Source organism: Orrella marina, assembly GCF_003058465.1.
In the GTDB taxonomy this organism is placed as follows: domain Bacteria; phylum Pseudomonadota; class Gammaproteobacteria; order Burkholderiales; family Burkholderiaceae_B; genus Algicoccus; species Algicoccus marinus.
In genome coordinates this window covers 791,720-808,676 of sequence record NZ_CP028901.1, presented here as the reverse complement: position 1 = coordinate 808,676, position 16,957 = coordinate 791,720, and the positions used below count along the sequence as shown (strand labels likewise).

Genomic DNA, 16,957 nt, shown 5'->3' with positions numbered 1-16,957 from the left:
CCGCACATGCCCGCACATGCCCGCACATGCCCGTCTTCTTCAGGCATGTGCCACGTAAAACAAGCAGGCATGAAAGTGCATCAGCCATCATCAGCCCAGCGAACGACGGGCGTTCTGAAAGAATCGCATCCAGGGTGTGCAGGCGCCTCCCGAATCTTCCTGGCCCCAGCGCGCAGGATGCCATGACATCATGACATTGCGGGTCACACGCTCAGGGTGCGGCATCATGGCTGTAAAACGTCCATCCGCGGTCGTCACCCCGGTCAGGCCATCTGGACTGCCATTCGGATTGAGCGGATAAGCCTCGGTTGGCTGACCGCGATGGTCCACATAGCGAACTGCACGCAACACACTGGACGGATCACCCTGCTCCCTGAAGTCGGCATACCCTTCTCCGTGCGCCACAGCCACCGGAATCCGCGTTCCCGCCATACCGTGGGTGAAGATCGAGGGCGACTCGGCGATCTCGACCAGTGACAGGCGCGCCTCATACTTCTCGGACTGGTTACGGGTAAAACGCGGCCAGTGCTGCGCACCGGGAATCATAGGTGCCAGTGCAGCCATCATCTGACAACCATTGCACACGCCCAGCGCAAAACTGTCATCGCGCGCAAAGAACCCGGCGAACATGTCTGACAACTTGCTGTTGAACAAGATGGTTCTGGCCCATCCTTCGCCTGCGCCCAGCACGTCTCCATAGCTGAATCCGCCCACTGCCACCAACCCGGCAAACGGCACCAGGCTGGTCCGATCCTGCAGCAAATCCGTCATGTGCACGTCATAAGCCTCAAATCCGGCCTGATCGAAGGCCCAGGCCATTTCCACGTGACTGTTGCAGCCCTGCTCGCGAAGAATCGCCACCTTGGGACGCGCACCACTCTGTACGTACGGGGCTGCGACGTCTTTCTGTGGATCAAAATCCACCTGAACGCTCATACCAGGATCGGCTGCATCATCCCACAAATCAAACTCTGCCTGAGCGCAGACAGGATTGTCCCGACGCGATGCAACTCGCCAGCTGACCTCTGACCAGATCTTGCCGAGCTCAGCGCGTGGACGACCCCAGATGCGCTTGCCATCGCGGTAGATCTCGATCTCGTCACTGGTGTTTGGCATACCAACCACATGCGCGTGTCTGGAAAGACCTGCGCCACGCAACACCTGCATGACCGCGTCACGTTCAGCAGCTGGCACCTGGATCACCGCACCCGCTTCCTCACAAAACAGCGCCTTGAGCGTGATTTCGTCACGCTGCACGGCCACCTGCTCAGGACGGATCTTGTAGTCACCCCAGTCGGCTGCATACGGATCAATCGTCAGCAGATCCAGGTTGATGGACACGCCGCAATGTCCGGCAAATGCCATTTCCGCAAGCGTGACAAACAGTCCGCCATCGGACCGGTCGTGGTAGGCGAGAATGGTACCTGACTCCTCGAGCGTGCGAATCGTCGCAAAAAAGCTGCGCAGGGTCTGTGCATCGCTAATATCCGGCACTTCCTGGCCAAGCTGATTGCTGACCTGGGCCAGAATGGACCCGCCCATCCGCTGCTGCCCCTGGGACAGATCGATAAAGATGAGGGACGTGGGCCCCATGTCCGTACGCAACTGTGGCGTCAGTGTGCGCTTGACATCGTTAACCTCGGCAAACGCCGTGACAATGAGAGACACCGGCGAAATCACTTCACGCGAGGACTCGGTCTCGCCTTCGACCTCCCAGCGCGTACGCATGGAAAGCGAGTCCTTACCCACAGGGATCGACACGCCCACTTCACGGCAGAACTCACTCGCGGCCTGAACTGTGTCAAACAGCACCGCATCCTGACCTGGGCTGCCACAAGCTGCCATCCAGTTGGCAGAGAGCTTGACCAGATCCAGAGACTTGACATCGGCTGCAACCAGATTGGTGATCGCTTCCGTGATCGCCATGCGAGCCGAAGCCGGGCCATTGAACATGGCCAGCGGTGTGCGCTCACCCATGGACATGGCCTGACCATTGTCACCGTCGTGGTCGGTCAACGTTACGGCACAATCAGCGACCGGCACCTGCCACGGGCCAACCATCTGGTCCCTGCTCGACAAACCACCCACCGTTCGGTCACCGATGGTAATCAAGAACGACTTGCTGGCAACCGTTGGGTGACGCAACACGCGATCAACGGCATCATCCAGACGGATGAGCGTCAGATCGATTGGCTCATTCACCGGGGCAATCCGCGTGACGTCCCGTGTCATGCGGGGCGGTTTGCCCAGAATGACGTCCATAGGGACGTCAACCGGCTGGGTAGCATCGCCATCATCCGTGTCCACGACCTTGAGGTGCCGCGCCTGCTCGGTGACACCAATCACCGCAAACGGGCAGCGCTCACGTCGAGCGATACCACTGAATCTCTCCAGGCTATCGGGCGCGATGGCCAGCACGTAGCGCTCCTGGCTCTCGTTACTCCAGATTTCTGCGGGAGACATGCCGGACTCTTCAAGCAAGACTTTGCGCAGATCGAAGGTTGCACCGCGCAGGGCATCATTGACCAGCTCAGGAAACGCGTTGGACAGGCCACCCGCACCCACGTCGTGAATAGCCAGCACCGGGTTATCCTGGCCGAGCTGCCAGCAGCGATCGATGACCTCCTGGGCCCGACGCTCGATTTCGGGGTTGGCACGCTGCACAGAATCAAAATCCAGCTCGGCCTGGTTGCTGCCGACCCCCATGCTGGAGGCCGCAGCGCCACTCATGCCGATGCGCATACCCGGTCCGCCCAACTGGATCAGGAGTGATCCGGCCGGCAGCTCAAGCTTTCGCACCTGGGACTCATCAATGCTGCCCAGACCGCCGGCAATCATGATGGGCTTGTGGTACCCCCAGCGAAGGCCGGCACCACTTTGCTCGAAACTGCGGAAATACCCCAGCAAATTGGGACGACCGTACTCGTTGTTGAACGCAGCCCCGCCCAGTGGACCATCGATCATGATCGACAGTGGACTGGCGATGCGATCCGGCAACCCATGGTGATCGGACTCCCAGGGCTGAATCGCATCGTCGAATCGCAGATGGGAAACAGTGAACCCCGTCAGACCTGCCTTGGGCTTGGAGCCTCGACCCGTGGCGCCTTCGTCACGGATCTCCCCGCCAGCGCCCGTTGCCGATCCCTCAAACGGCGCAATGGCCGTCGGGTGATTGTGAGTCTCAACCTTCATCAGCGTGTGCACCATCGTCTGACGACGTCCGTAGGCCGACGGGCCTGCCTCGTCGAGTGCCTCGGCCTCAAACCGCGTGGCCCCGGATCCCTGCATCACGGCTGCATTGTCGGAGTACGCCACAACAGTCCCCTGCGGCGTTTGCTCGTGCGTCTGGCGAATCATGCCAAACAACGTTTCAGACATGGGCTGACCATCAATGACCCACTGCGCATTGAAGATCTTGTGGCGGCAGTGTTCGCTGTTAGCCTGGGCGAACATAAGCAACTCGACATCGGTGGGATCGCGGCCGAGTTCCACAAATGACTGCAACAGGTAATCGATCTCGTCTTCCGAAAGCGCCATGCCCCACTCAAGATTGACGCGTTCGAGCGCCGGACGGCCCTGCTCGATCACCGGCACGGTCTGCAACGACTTGCCCGGGCGCGCTTCAAAGAGCGCCGACACATCAAAACCGCTATCGACCACGACCTGGGTCATGCGATCGTGCACACACGCCGCAAGTTGCGCAAGCTGTTGCTCGTTGAGCTTCTTGCTCGATAGCCAGGCGCGCTTGAGTGAGAACACATAGCGCACACCACGCTCGATGCGCCTGACCTGAGTCAGACCACAGTTGTGCGCAATATCGGTTGCCTTGCTGGCCCAGGGTGACACCGTGCCAAGTCGCGGATAGACCCGTAAGACCAGTGCCCCCTCTTCCGACACCGGAGTTTGTGGTTCCACGCCATAATCAAGCAGCTTCGCAAGGTGCTCTCGCTGGGTTGCATCCAGATTCCCCGCGGCCAGCACCACGTGTTCGTAGCGTGCCTGCACGCTTGCAACCGGCAGATCCAGATTTGCGAACTGATCAATCAGCCGCTGGGTACGAAACGCCGACAAGGCATTCGCGCCAGCCAGCAAGATCACTTCGGATGCACTTGAATTCGCCTTCGGATCAGAAGCGTCAGAAGAGGAAAAAGAAACAGAAGAAATGGGGGAGGAAGAAACGGGCTGGGAGGACTGAGTCACGGATATCAACCATCGTGGGATGAACAATAATGGCATTTTAGCCCCCATCCCTGACACAATTGGCAGACAGGCCCTGCAGCGGTAGGGACAGCGAGCAAGTAACGAGTCTACTGGCCGTACACCTGACTGCGCATTGCTCGAGCGACAGACTGGGACGTGCCGATTGGAAGATCAGAGAGAATCAGGCGCCTGATTGAGATACTTCAACGTTCCAGGCGAGATCTGGCGATGAGGAGGTGATTTCGCCATGTACGATAAAGCAGACGGGCGCTCACCAGTACCAGCCAGACACATGACGCGGCGACCACATCGTCGAGCATGATGCCGAGTCCACCTGGAACAGACTCAAGCTCGCGAATCGGCCAGGGTTTGAAGATATCGAACGCCCGGTACAGCACCAGGGCCAACATCATCACGCCAGGGTGACGAGCGAATCGCAACCCCAGCACCGATAATGGAAAAGCCAGAAACTCATCGGCAACGATTTGCGGAGCATCGACGGCACCAAACCGTGCAGAGGAAACTTCACATACCCACCAGCCAACCCCAAAAAACAACATTGCCATCGCGAGTTGCGTGGCACGATCGCGTCCCAGCATCCACCAGGCCAGCAACACGCCGACAAGGGAGCCAAAGGTGCCAGGTGCCCAGGGCAGGAACCCAAGGCCGAATCCGGTCCCAACCCGGAAACCTGCCCTGTCAGCCCACGCCATCACCATCGCAACGACCCCCGCGTCCGGCATCGCTGCCATCGTTCAGGCCTGGATTTCCCCGCGCTCGATCAGCTGCTGGCGCACATCCTTCTTGGTGATTTTGCCGTACCCTGACTTGGGCAATGCTTCCCAGAAGAAAAAGGACCGCGGCCAGCGATACTTGGCGCAGCGCCCCTCAAGGTGGGCATAGAGGGCATCTGGCGCAATCGTGAGCGACTGATCGCGTAGCACCACCACGGCAACACCCACCTCCCCCCATTTGGGATCCGGAACGCCCAGCACGGCGACTTCGAGTATGTCCGGGTGCTCGAGCAGGATCTCTTCGACTTCACGCGGGTACACATTGGATCCACCCGAGATGTACATATCTGACTCGCGTCCCGTGATGTAGAGCAGCCCACGTTCGTCCATCCGGCCCAGATCACCCGTGTGGAACCAGTCACCGCGCAACGCCTTGGCGGTCGCTTCATCATTGCCGAAATACCCTTCGAAAACGGCCGGCCCTCGCACACAGATTTCGCCAATCTCGCCGGTGGGCACACGACGCATCTGCGAATCGAGAATCGCCACATCAATACCGGTGCGAGGACGTCCGCAAGAGCCAATACTGGCATTCGGGTCGTCATCATGCTCGCTGTGCATGTGTCGGGGCAGCACCGTGATACATCCGGTCACCTCTCCCAGTCCGAAATACTGCACCAGCACCTTGCCCAGTTTCTGCAAGGCCAGTTTCTGGTCGGTGCGATACATGGGCGCACCGGCATAGATCATGTATCGCAGGCTTGAGTGATCGTACTGATCGACCGCCGGATGCTCAACCAGCACCTTCACAATCGTAGGAACCGTAAAGAGATTGCTGACCCGATGCTTCTCGACCAGTTGCCAGAACACCTCGGGATCAAGCTTTTCACCTGGCATCAGCACCGAAGCGGCTGCGCGCGCCACATTGAGCATCGCGTGCACGCCCGCGCCGTGCGAAAGCGGCGCAACCACAATGGAGCAGTCTTCCTCAGTGGTCTGCGGAATCAGATCAGCCAGATGATTGGTGACAACAAAGGTCATCTGCCCGTGTGTCAGCACAGCAGCCTTGGGCTTGCCTGTTGTGCCTGATGTGTAGAAAAACCAAGCTGGCGTATCTTGATGCACTGGCACCGGCTCAAACCCTGCCCCGGGTGGCAAAGCCAGCATGGCGTCCAGGTGGGCCTGCACCATCTGCTCGTAATCCAGTTCGCCCGCATCGAGCGCGCGTTCGCTTTCGCGAATCACCACCCGCAGGCGCAGTGCAGGACTGCTTTGCGCCACGGCCTGCGCATGCGCTTCAAACCCTTGTTCATAAATCATGACAGTCGCACCGGAACTCTCGCCGAGGTACGCCACTTCGTTGGGCATGAGGCGAAAGTTAGTCGGGACCCACACACAACCCATGCGCCAGGCCACCCAGCCCAGCTCAAACGTCTGAAGGATATTGCGGGAATGTGAAAGTATCCGGTCACCCGGTCGGACTCCCTGGTCGCTGAGCGCTTTTGCCATGGCACTGGTGCGCGCATCGATCTCGCGCCAGTTCCAGGAGGTGTCACCCCGAATGACGCCGGGACGCTGAGGATGAAGTCTGGCCGTCTGGACCAGTAACTGTGCCAGATTGATAACCTGCGCCTGATGCATGATGATTGACTCGCTGTATTTGACTCGCTGTGTTTGACTCGATGCGATTGACTCGCACAATATGACTCTTGATCGTTACCGTGAGCTGTAGAGAGAAAGTGAACGGACGCGCTTATCGCTACCCGGGTATGCGACAACCCGCGAACCCGGACTGGACGTCCGGTCAGAGAAATCTGGAAATCGCAAAAAAATCAACGGGATAGTGAATCAAGCGACAGGAGCGACATCCCCAATGCTGGAAACACCCTGGGGCTGCGCACCCCGGACGTCTCAGTTCTCCCGGACCCTCTGATTCCTTCCAGGTGTCAGTCTGCTGCTCGCAAGATGCTCAAATAGTTGGCAACCGACGCCCCACCCATGTTGAATACCGCGCCGTGCGAACCACTTGTCACATTTGGCAGCTGCATGTCTCCTGCAGTACCACTGAGTTGCATCGCAGCCATCACGTGCATGGAGACACCCGTTGCACCGATCGGATGGCCTTTGGACTTGAGTCCGCCCGAGCGGTTGACGGGCAGCTTGCCATCTGCAGCAGAGATACCATCCAGTGCCACCTTTGCGCCTTGGCCGTACGGAGCCAGTCCCATCGCTTCGTACTCGAGCAACTCTGCAATTGTGAAGCAGTCGTGTGTCTCCACAAAACCCAGATCATCGAGTCCGAGTCCCGACTGCTCCAACCCCTTGTTCCAGGCCAGTGCCGCACCCTCGAAACGAGTCGGATCGCGACGGCTCAGCGGCAGCCATTCGTTGACATGCGCACGTGCAGCCCAGGTCACGGGTGTGTGACGCGCGCCATCGATCCGTTCGCTGGAGATCACCATCGCAGCCGCACCGTCAGACACAAGCGAACAGTCAGAGCGCTTGAGCGGCCCCGCCACGACCGGATTCTTGTCCGAAGGATTTCGACAGAATTCAAACCCGAAATCCCGGCGCAGATGCGCATACGGGTTGTCCATGCCATTGTGGTGATTCTTGGCTGCGATCGCGGCCAGTGCATCAGACTGGTCACCGTGACGCTCGAAATACGCCTTGGCAATCTCACCAAAGACGCCGGCAAAACCGCCCTGGATATCGGCCTCTTCCTTGACGTAGGAGCACTTGAGCAGAATATTGCCAATCTCGGCTGTGGGCAGCGTGTTCATTTTTTCGTAGCCGACCACCAGCACGCGCTTCATCCGCCCGGCCATGATGGCGTCCAGTGCGGTCCAGATCGCTGCCGACCCGGTCGCGCACGCATTCTCCAGGCGCACAGCGGGAACATGTCGTAACTCAGGCAGGGCCACGCCGACCATTGCCCCGCCGAAGTCCTGCTGAACGAATCCGCCGTTGAATGTGCCCACAAACACGCCGTCAATGTCCAGGGGATCGACACCTGAGGACTCGATTGCCTCACTGGCCGCCTGCTGGATCAACTGCTCGATGTCGACATTGTCAAGTTTGCCGAACTGGGTGTGACCCCAGCCAACGATCATGGGTGTATGCATGTTCTCTCCTCCTTCTGTTGTTCTGCCGAACTTCGTCTCGCTTTGTCCGGCGCTGTGTGGCTTATCGGTTTCATCGACTCGGTCTTTCGGCGAGCCAGACTTGCTGCCAGAACCAGACTCTGATCTTAGCAAGATTACCGCGCTCACGAGCGTGCCGCCTCAGTGAGCGTCCTGACTGAAAACATTCACTGTCCTGACCCGCCCTGATTCGGTCGGGCTGCTGCCACGATTGCCTGGACCATCTCGCCCACATCCGGGACCATCGCCCAGGTACGGTGAACCAGATCAACACCTGCAAACGTATCGAGATCCGCCGCGCGCAGTCCAGAAGCCGGACTCATGCACACCCACCGCATCAGATCAGGATGCACATCGGCCACCTTGATCAGAAGCGACCGCACGCCCATGTCTGTCAGGCAGTCCTGAATGATCACCAGATCCACGTCGAACTGCGCCAGAAACTCAAGTGTCTGCACACCCGAGCTGGCCTCGGAAACGCTGAAACGGGTGGCGGCGAACCCACCTGCCAAAGGCTCCAGCCCCGAGCGCAACTCGCTCGCCAGCGACCTGGACCATCGCGGCTGACCTGCCAGCAAAATGGCGTACGGCCGATGCGTACGTCGCACCCCGAACGGGGTGCCTACTCTTGGTAGTTCGCGTGAGGCCATTTCACAGGTGGAAACACCGAGGATGTCATCCAGTAAACGAGGACGATCAAACAGGTAACCCTGAAACAGATCACAACCACTACGTTGCAAGAAACTGAACTGGCCTATCGACTCGATGCCTTCGGCAACCACTTTCAGATGCAGGTGATGCGCCATCGCGATCACGCCACGTACGATGGCTGCATCAGCCGGCTCGCTGATGACGTTTCTCACAAACGTACGGTCAATTTTGATGGTGCGGATGGGAAGCTGCCTGAGGTAGGCCAGACTCGAGTAGCCAGTCCCGAAATCATCGAGAGCGGCGTCGACCCCCATGTCACGCAGATGCTGCAGCTTGCTGATCGCGGCGGGCGCATCATCTAGCAGCACGCTCTCGGTGATTTCCAGATATAGCCTGGAGGGTGTCAGGTCCGCTGTATTCAGGGCCGTCCGGATCCGCTCCACAAAATTCGCACTCTGAAAATAGCGCGGTGAAATATTGATCGCCAGCGGGATGCTGCCATAGCCGGCAGCTTCGAGTCGTTTCGCATCCTGACAGGCTCTGGCCAGCAGCCAGTCAGTCAGCGGAAGTATCTGGCCCGACTCTTCTGCCATCGGAATGAAGACTCCCGGCGAGATTTCTCCCAACGTCGGATGTGGGTGCCGCATGAGTACTTCAAAACACTCCACAGACCCGGTGCGACCATTGACGATCGGCTGATAACGAAGCTGGATCGTGCCCTTCTCCATGGCGGTCTGCAAGTCATTGAAGAGCGCGAGCCGGGCGTTGACTTGCTCACCAAGTTCAGGCGAATAGTGGCGCCAGGCGGAGTAGCCACTTTTTCGGGCCTTCAGCATCGCCATGTCGGCCTGACGCACCAGTCGCATTGGCTCGACCTGTTGTCCGGTTGAACGGGCAATCCCCGCAAACGCGGTCACCCTCAGCTGGTTGGACTCGACCTGCAAAGGTTCCTGAACCACAGCCAGCAGCCTGCGCGTGAGCGTCTCGATCTCCAGCTGTGTCATGCCTGCCACGTGAACGACAAAGTCACCCGAATCCAGTCGGGCCAGGCCCGCCGTCTCAGGCAGCTCTGTCCGTAACCGCCGGGCCGCTTCAATCAGCAGGGTGTCGGCTGCTTCATGTCCGAGTGAATCGCTGATCAGGCGCAAGCCGTCAAGCTCGAGAAACACGACCGACAGACTCGATCCGTCTTTCTCGCACTGAAGCTTGGTGCGCCTCAAGGCTTGCGCCAGCATGCGCCTGTTGGGCAAGCCGGTCAGCGAATCGTGCAAGGCACTGTGCTGCAACTGAAGATTACGACGTCGCACGACATGCGTCAGACGCTGACTGCTGTTGGCCAGAAACGTGAACACCAGACCGAAGAGCAGAATACCTTCAGGCAGATATGGCTGCTCGATGCGTGTGGATGAGTCCACGTACCAGTACCTGAAATCCAGACTGGAGTCATGGTGCATCGACGCAGAATCATACGCAACAGCCAGTGCGCGTTTGTCTGAATCAAGAGGTACTCCATGAATCACATGGCCATTGCTGACAATCTGGTAGCAACAACCAATTTCGCCTGGATCAAGACGCTCTATGGCGAGTTCCTGCATGTTGACAGTCGCAACCACCAGTCTTTCATCCACATCCCCGGCAAAGATTGCTGCAACGATGAACCCAACCCTGGGGTCAGAAATGAATTCACCGACCGGGGTCAGGTGCACGTCACCTGATTCAAACACATGTTCAAGGTAGTGTCTGAAATCGTCCAGGGCCAGTGCGGTCTCCAGGTGCCCCTCGAATGCCGGATCGCTGATCATGTCGTGACGCGGGACCAGCCCCGGGTCGAGATACGTCAGGCGTTTGAACTCATCAAAGCCTGATACGATGCTTTCGAACTCCTGCTGCACAAACACTGACGGCATGCTCTGGTCGATCGTACTCCAGCGAGCGGCCAGACGCTCCATTGCACCGACAGAAGCCGTGACCGCAGTGACGACATCGTCGCGTAGCCCCTCGACCTGCACCTGGGCTCGCTCCTGAATCTGGATGATATCCCGTTCGATCAGAACGTAGGCCGCACCCGTACTGAAAAAGGTACCAATCAGGGCGGTCGCCAGTGCGCTGCGTCCTGGCCTGAAAGCCAGTGGGCCACCCACCGGTCTTACAACCAGCATCATGATGCCTGAGAGCAACGCCAGTACTAGCGCAAACTCAGTGAAACCCAGTCGCTGGGACTGCCAGTCTGACCACAAACAGGACGACACCCAGCCAAAGCCCGTAATCAGGATGACGGTCAGGGCAAGCATCACCTTGAACCGGGGAACGAGCCTGGCGATCGCCAGCATCACGCCACTGCAGATCAAGAGACTGGCCAGGTTGACAGACATCAGGAGGTGACTCTGGTCGACCCGACCCAGTCTGATCGCTCCGACAAGCCCAAACAAGCCAATCCAGAGAGTCGCAGGCACGGTCACGAGCAAAATCAGACGTAGATAGCTATGTCCTGATCTCTCAAGTATCCTGCCAAGTGCAACCGGCATACCCACCGTATAAACCACCTTGATCGTCTTTTGCTGCCCATGCTCGCTGCATCTGCAGCCTACCTTACGCTACCCCTGCACCCGCCGGGGGATTCACCGTGAAGGCACACTGACTCGATCAGACAAGATATTCTTATTAGCGATTACCGATCGTTAATATACACGCTCGCCGCGACATAGGTACGATTGGCTGTAACCATAATTAGCACCAACACTTTTCAGTCTGCTGCGAAAGTCCCTCTCACAGACGTACCACGCTCACCCCGACGCTCTGTTATGCTCGAATCCGGATCCGAAAGACAACAGATTAACTCGGTACCGCGCCATTTCCCGCTAATCGATGCTTGCCAGGGTGACATCCATCAAGGGGGCGCGCATCCTGTCGGAAAATGCTGCACAAAAGGTCTGAGACGACCGCATCGCGGACCAACTAGTCGCTGGTGCAAGCGCTGACCGTGCCAGTTTCCGAGTGGGTGCCTGTCGGGCCCCGAGGGACGTTTCTGGCTGAAGTTTTTAGCTGAAATAGATAACTGTATTTTGTGACTAGTCGCGGATCAGGCTCACACAAACTTCACGAACCAATGGTTTGTGTCTGGTTTGCCTGACGCCACACACAGGCGAGTGAAGCATCAAGCGTGAATGACCTGTTCTGCCTGGATATTGCATAAAACTTCATAGAGGGGAGCAAGCATGGACTTTTCGTTTTCTGAGGATCAACTGCGCATTCGCGAAGCCATCGAAAAGATATGTGAACCATTTGACGAACACTACTGGTTGACGCGGGACAACGAAGGCGGCTTTCCGCACGAGCTGCACCAGGCCCTGGCTCGAGACGGCTGGCTGGGCATCTGCATCCCCGAAGAATACGGTGGATCCGGACTCGGCATCACCGAAGCAACCATCATGATGCAGGCCATCAGTGAGTCTGGAGCAGGCATGAGTGGTGCATCAGCCGTGCACATGAACATCTTTGGGCTGAATCCCGTGGTGCAGTTTGCCACCGAGGAGCAAAAGCACCGCATGCTGCCACCGCTGATTGCCGGACAAGAAAAGTCGTGTTTTGCGGTGACCGAACCCAATACCGGGCTCAATACCACGCAGCTCAAGGTCAAAGCCGAGCGCAAATCCGATCATTACCTGCTGAGCGGCACCAAAGTCTGGATCTCAACTGCCCAGGTCGCAGACAAGATGCTGATCCTGGCCCGCACCACGCCGCTGGAAGACTGCAAGAGCCACACCGACGGGCTGAGTCTCTTTTACACCGACGTCCACCGCAAGTACGTGACCGCGCGAGAGATCCCGAAGATGGGTCGCAAGGCGGTTGACTCCAACGAGCTGTTTATCGACGGTCTGCGGGTACCCTTGGACGACCTGATCGGAGAAGAAGGCAAAGGATTCCAGTACATCATGCACGGCATGAATGCCGAGCGCATCCTGATTGCATCCGAAGCCGTCGGGCTTGGACGTGCGGCATTGCGACGCGCCACGCAGTACGCCAAGGAGCGGGTGGTCTTTAACCGCCCGATCGGCATGAACCAGGCGATCCAGCACCCCCTGGCGGTGAACTGGATGCAGCTGGAGTCGGCCAACCTGATGGTGTTTCAGGCAGCCACACTCTTTGATGCAGGCAAGTCTTGTGGTGCCCAGGCCAATGCCGCCAAATATCTCGCAGGCGAAGCGGGATTCAATGCCTGCCAGCAAGCGGTCATGACCCATGGCGGGTTTGGGTACGCCAAGGAGTATCACGTTGAGCGCTATCTGCGTGAAGTGATGATTGCCCGGATTGCACCTGTCAGTCCGCAACTCGTGATGTGCTACATCGCCGAGCGTGTGCTGGGACTGCCGAAATCGTACTGAGATCTTACTGAAATCGTTTCGAACCCGCATTGATACCGCTGCATCGCATCCCCTCGAAAACGATTGCGGTCAGCGAACAAGGAGACAAACATGGCAGGACTGTATTTTGAGCAGTTTGAAGTCGGACAGGTGTTTCGCCACGAACTCACCCGCAGCATCACCGAGATGGACAACATGCTGTTTTGCAACATGACGCTTAATCCGCAACCGTTGCATATCGACTTTGAGTTTGCCAAACAGACCGAATTTGGCAAACCCCTGGTCAACAGCCTGTTCACCCTGGGACTGGTGATCGGGATTTCAGTGGCGGACACAACACTGGGCACCACCGTTGCCAACCTCGGCATGCAGGACACACGCTTTCCGGCACCGGTGTTTCACGGCGACACGATCCGGGTCGAAACCACGGTCAAATCCGTTCGAGAAAGCAAATCCAGGCCAAATGCAGGCATCATCGAGTTCGAACACAAAGGGATCAACCAGCGCGACGAAGTGGTCTGTATCTGCCTGCGCTCAGCATTGATGAAAAGAAAGCCGGCCTGATGTCTGTCTGATGCTGGTCTGATGTCGGTCTGCGGCGGCCTGGAGTCATCCCGGGATCAGATCTCATCCACTTCGCGCTCCTTCCAGTCATTTCCGTCATTTCCGTCATTTTCACCACATGAGGACCCCGGACCGCTAGCCGATCCGGTGTTCCCGCCTTAACCGTTGTCCTGCAACAGAAATCAGGGTTTGGCAAGTCCATTAGCACCTTCTTATATCTAAGACTTTCCCTAAGTGCAGATCAAATCATTCTTGAGGTACATTTCAGCTTGGTCGCAGATTAGTCACTATCCTTAAGGTTATCGGTTCAGAGCAACCGGTCAGATCAGCCGGATTATCGAGTCTGGGTCAAAATGCCTTCAGATGTATGCCGTTGCGTTCAGGAACCTGACGTCACATCTGCTGTTATTGAATGATTCAAATGGTTCCTGTACGCAACTCACCTTCAGTCTGCACTTCGCAGCTTTTCTCTGAACACACTGGCACAGATCCACATGCCGGCCTGCAACCGGCCGTGCTGTGCCTGTTCGCGTTCACGATTCCTGTTTCCTTAAAGCCTGGAGTTTCCAGACATGACTAGCACGCTTGCAATTGTTGTATCCCTGGTACTGCTGATGTACCTCGCCTATCGAGGCATCACCGTTTTGCTACTCGCACCGCTGATGGCGGGCCTGGCAGTGTTTCTGTCAGGCGAAATCAACCTGTTTCTGCCCATTTACTCCGACACCTTCATGAAGGCGCTCGGCAACTACGTGATCCAGTTCCTGCCCATCTTTCTGCTGGGCTCGCTCTTCGGGCAACTAATGGCCGACTCGGGCGCGGCGACCACCCTTTCGCACTGGATCGTCAAGCGTCTGGGGCACGAACGGGCCATCGTGACTGTGGTGCTTGCGTGCGCCCTGCTCACTTATGGCGGGGTCTCCCTGTTTGTGGTTGCGTTCGCGATCTTTCCGGTCGCCAAGAACCTGTTCCGCGAAGCCGACATCCCCAAGCGACTGGTTCCGGCGACCATCGCACTCGGTTCGTTCACTTTCACCATGACCGCGATGCCTGGAACACCAGCCATCCAGAACGCGATCCCGATTCCGTTCTTCGGCACCAACGTATTTGCTGCACCCGGGCTTGGCATCATCGGCTCTCTCATCATGCTGGGCGGCGGGCTGTGGTGGTTGCAAAGTCGTGCCAGCAAAGCGCAACGCGCTGGAGAAGGCTATGGCGACCATCCGGATGACACCGACGTCAAACTGCCCGACAGCGACGAGGAAATCAACAACACTGCAAGCGGCTCGGCAATGGCCCAGATGCCACTGTTTCTGGCTCTGCTGCCCTTGATACTCGTGATTGGCGTGAACGCAGTGCTGACCTATGTGGTGATCCCCTCAATCGACATGACCTACATCACGGTGCGTTTTCCCAACATCGTCCCTGACAAGATTGCGGGCCTGTGGGCACTGATCATTGCGCTGGTCGTGGCATGTACGACCCTGGTTCTGGTTCGGCTTGGTCACTGGAGCGATCTGCGCCAGACGATCAATAAAGGAGTGTTTGGCTTCATGCTACCGCTCTTTAACACCGCTAGCGAAGTTGGCTACGGCGCGGTGATTGCAGGTCTGGCCGGATTCGCGATCATTCGTGATGCGGTGCTAAACGTCACCCCGACCAACCCCTGATTTCCGAGGCGATTGCCATGAACGTGCTGGCCGGTATCACCGGATCGTCATCGGGTGGTCTGAGTATCGCGCTACAGACACTGGGCGCTGACTACCTGCGCATGGGTCAGGAAATGGGCATCAGCCCCGACCTGCTACACCGTGTGGCAGTCATGGCGGCCGGCGGCTTCGATACGCTACCTCACTGCGGCGCCATTATCACCCTGCTGGCAATCTGTAACCTGAGTCATCGCCAGTCCTATCTGAACATTGCCGCAGTGACCATGGGGGTACCAATGCTGGCACTGATCGCGGTCATCACACTTGGCACAATGTTTGGAAGTTTGTGACTGCTCCTCACGCCTGAAGGCGGAGGCTTCCCACTTCACTGGCGGTTGCGGGTGCGCTAGACACCCGACTGACACCGCCTCCATGGGCTGAGACCGACAGTCCTTCGGCCTTGAGTTTCAGAATCCCTTGCCGCCGGATGTTCTCGGCGGCATTTTCGTCACGGTCATGCAACGACCCGCAGGCGGTACAGAGCCAGGAACGATCCGAAAGCGTCAATCCTTCGTGTATCGCACCACAGCAACTGCACGTTTTGGTCGACGGGAACCAGCGGTCGATCTTCACCAGCCGACCGCCATGCTGTTTCAGCTTGTAGTCGATCTTGAGCAACAAACTGCCCCAGCCGACATCGGCGATGGCGCGGGAAAGGCGCCGGTTCTTCATCATGCCTTTGACGTTCAGCGTCTCGGCGGCAACGGCTTGGTTTTCGTCCGCCAGTTGCCGAGAGGCTTTGTGCTGCCAGTCGTCGCGTGCATGACGCACGCGCTCGTGGGCGACAGCGACCCGCTTCCGATCCTTGGCGATGTTCGCGCCAAAGAAGTCCCGCAGCCGATACGCCTTGCCGTCGTCCGCCGCTTTCGCGGCCTCAAAGCGTTTTTTCGCCGCTTCGATTTTGCGCGACATCGCCTGCTGTTTGCGTTTCAAGTTCTTCAACGCCCGGCGCAAGGGCTTCGGGTTGCCGGACTTGTGGCCGGCGCTGGACACCAGCGCATCCTTCAGCCCCAGATCAATACCCGTAATCCGCTCGATACGGGGCAATGGTTCGATCTCCGGCAGGCCATCGTCTGCGAGGATCGAGGCGTAATACTTGCCTGTCGACTCTCGCGAGACGGTAACGGTCTTGATCTTGCCGACGATCTCGCGGTGCACGACGGCTTTCACCCAGCCGACCTTTGGCAAATAGGCCAGGTTGCCCTCAAGTTTCACGCGTTGCGGATAGGCAATGCTTTGCCGGGCGGCGTGCTTCTTCTTGAAGCGCGGCAGTCGGGCGCGTTTCTCGAAAAAGTTGCGGTAGGCGCGGTCAAGATGGCGAATGACCTCCTGCATCACTTGCGAATCGGCGTCCTTGAGCCACGGAAATTCGCCGCCCTTCCAGACCGGCAACATACCCTTGATCGTATAGCAGGACAGCGATTCTTTACGTTCCTGCCATGCGGCCCGTTTCATGGCTAGCGCCCGGTTCCAGACGAACCGCGCACAGCCGAACTGCACCGCCAGGTGGCATTCCTGGTCGGCGGTCGGATAAAGGCGGATCTTGGTCGCAGTGAGCATCGGGGTTAGTATTTGGTGTTCGATGTCAGTTTATC

The 16,957-nt window shown here is 58.0% G+C and carries 10 protein-coding genes; 4 read left to right on the top strand and 6 right to left on the bottom strand.

What is annotated here, in order from left to right:
• Positions 1 to 90 precede the first annotated feature (90 nt).
• The 5 genes from purL to DBV39_RS03500 all read right to left on the bottom strand — a co-directional run bounded on the left by purL (position 91) and on the right by DBV39_RS03500 (position 11,271).
• Positions 91 to 4,098, bottom strand: a complete 4,008-nt coding sequence (purL, locus tag DBV39_RS03520) for a phosphoribosylformylglycinamidine synthase (protein WP_227870888.1) — start codon at positions 4,096 to 4,098, stop codon at positions 91 to 93.
• Positions 4,099 to 4,403: 305 nt separating this feature from the next.
• Positions 4,404 to 4,952, bottom strand: coding sequence for a phosphatidylglycerophosphatase A family protein (locus tag DBV39_RS03515; protein ID WP_227870798.1), 549 nt, complete (start codon positions 4,950 to 4,952; stop codon positions 4,404 to 4,406).
• Positions 4,953 to 4,955: 3 nt separating this feature from the next.
• Positions 4,956 to 6,575: an acyl-CoA synthetase gene (locus tag DBV39_RS03510; protein WP_108623068.1), complete on the bottom strand. Its 1,620-nt coding sequence runs from the start codon at positions 6,573 to 6,575 to the stop codon at positions 4,956 to 4,958.
• A 305-nt stretch (positions 6,576 to 6,880) separates the two neighbouring features.
• Positions 6,881 to 8,059: an acetyl-CoA acetyltransferase gene (locus DBV39_RS03505; RefSeq protein WP_108620377.1), complete on the bottom strand. Its 1,179-nt coding sequence runs from the start codon at positions 8,057 to 8,059 to the stop codon at positions 6,881 to 6,883.
• Between the two features lie 185 nt (positions 8,060 to 8,244).
• Positions 8,245 to 11,271, bottom strand: a complete 3,027-nt coding sequence (locus tag DBV39_RS03500) for an EAL domain-containing protein (protein ID WP_159078773.1) — start codon at positions 11,269 to 11,271, stop codon at positions 8,245 to 8,247.
• 672 nt (positions 11,272 to 11,943) lie between these two features.
• On the opposite strand from DBV39_RS03500, the gene DBV39_RS03495 reads away from it, so the two are divergent.
• The 4 genes from DBV39_RS03495 (at position 11,944) to DBV39_RS20555 (ending at position 15,652) form a co-directional block, all read left to right on the top strand.
• Complete coding sequence (locus DBV39_RS03495; protein ID WP_108620375.1) at positions 11,944 to 13,110, top strand: acyl-CoA dehydrogenase family protein; 1,167 nt, start codon at positions 11,944 to 11,946, stop codon at positions 13,108 to 13,110.
• A gap of 90 nt (positions 13,111 to 13,200) precedes the next feature.
• Entirely contained in the window at positions 13,201 to 13,653 is a 453-nt protein-coding gene (locus DBV39_RS03490; protein ID WP_108620374.1) for a MaoC family dehydratase, read from the top strand.
• Positions 13,654 to 14,225: 572 nt separating this feature from the next.
• Positions 14,226 to 15,323: a GntP family permease gene (locus tag DBV39_RS03485; RefSeq protein ID WP_407669222.1), complete on the top strand. Its 1,098-nt coding sequence runs from the start codon at positions 14,226 to 14,228 to the stop codon at positions 15,321 to 15,323.
• A 17-nt stretch (positions 15,324 to 15,340) separates the two neighbouring features.
• Positions 15,341 to 15,652, top strand: a complete 312-nt coding sequence (locus DBV39_RS20555) for a hypothetical protein (RefSeq protein ID WP_407669221.1) — start codon at positions 15,341 to 15,343, stop codon at positions 15,650 to 15,652.
• A gap of 7 nt (positions 15,653 to 15,659) precedes the next feature.
• Here the strand turns inward: DBV39_RS20555 and DBV39_RS03480 are convergent, their stop codons facing one another.
• Entirely contained in the window at positions 15,660 to 16,922 is a 1,263-nt protein-coding gene (locus DBV39_RS03480; RefSeq protein WP_108620373.1) for an RNA-guided endonuclease InsQ/TnpB family protein, read from the bottom strand.
• Positions 16,923 to 16,957 lie beyond the last annotated feature (35 nt).

Bases quoted from the DNA above. Each gene is read 5' to 3' on its own strand.
- DBV39_RS03490 (WP_108620374.1), top strand. From the start codon at position 13,201: ATGGCAGGACTGTATTTTGAGCAGTTTGAAGTCGGACAGGTGTTTCGC.
- DBV39_RS03505 (WP_108620377.1), bottom strand. From the start codon at position 8,059: ATGCATACACCCATGATCGTTGGCTGGGGTCACACCCAGTTCGGCAAA.
- DBV39_RS03485 (WP_407669222.1), top strand. From the start codon at position 14,226: ATGACTAGCACGCTTGCAATTGTTGTATCCCTGGTACTGCTGATGTAC.
- DBV39_RS20555 (WP_407669221.1), top strand. From the start codon at position 15,341: ATGAACGTGCTGGCCGGTATCACCGGATCGTCATCGGGTGGTCTGAGT.
- DBV39_RS03495 (WP_108620375.1), top strand. From the start codon at position 11,944: ATGGACTTTTCGTTTTCTGAGGATCAACTGCGCATTCGCGAAGCCATC.
- DBV39_RS03510 (WP_108623068.1), bottom strand. From the start codon at position 6,575: ATGCATCAGGCGCAGGTTATCAATCTGGCACAGTTACTGGTCCAGACG.
- DBV39_RS03515 (WP_227870798.1), bottom strand. From the start codon at position 4,952: ATGGCAGCGATGCCGGACGCGGGGGTCGTTGCGATGGTGATGGCGTGG.
- DBV39_RS03480 (WP_108620373.1), bottom strand. From the start codon at position 16,922: ATGCTCACTGCGACCAAGATCCGCCTTTATCCGACCGCCGACCAGGAA.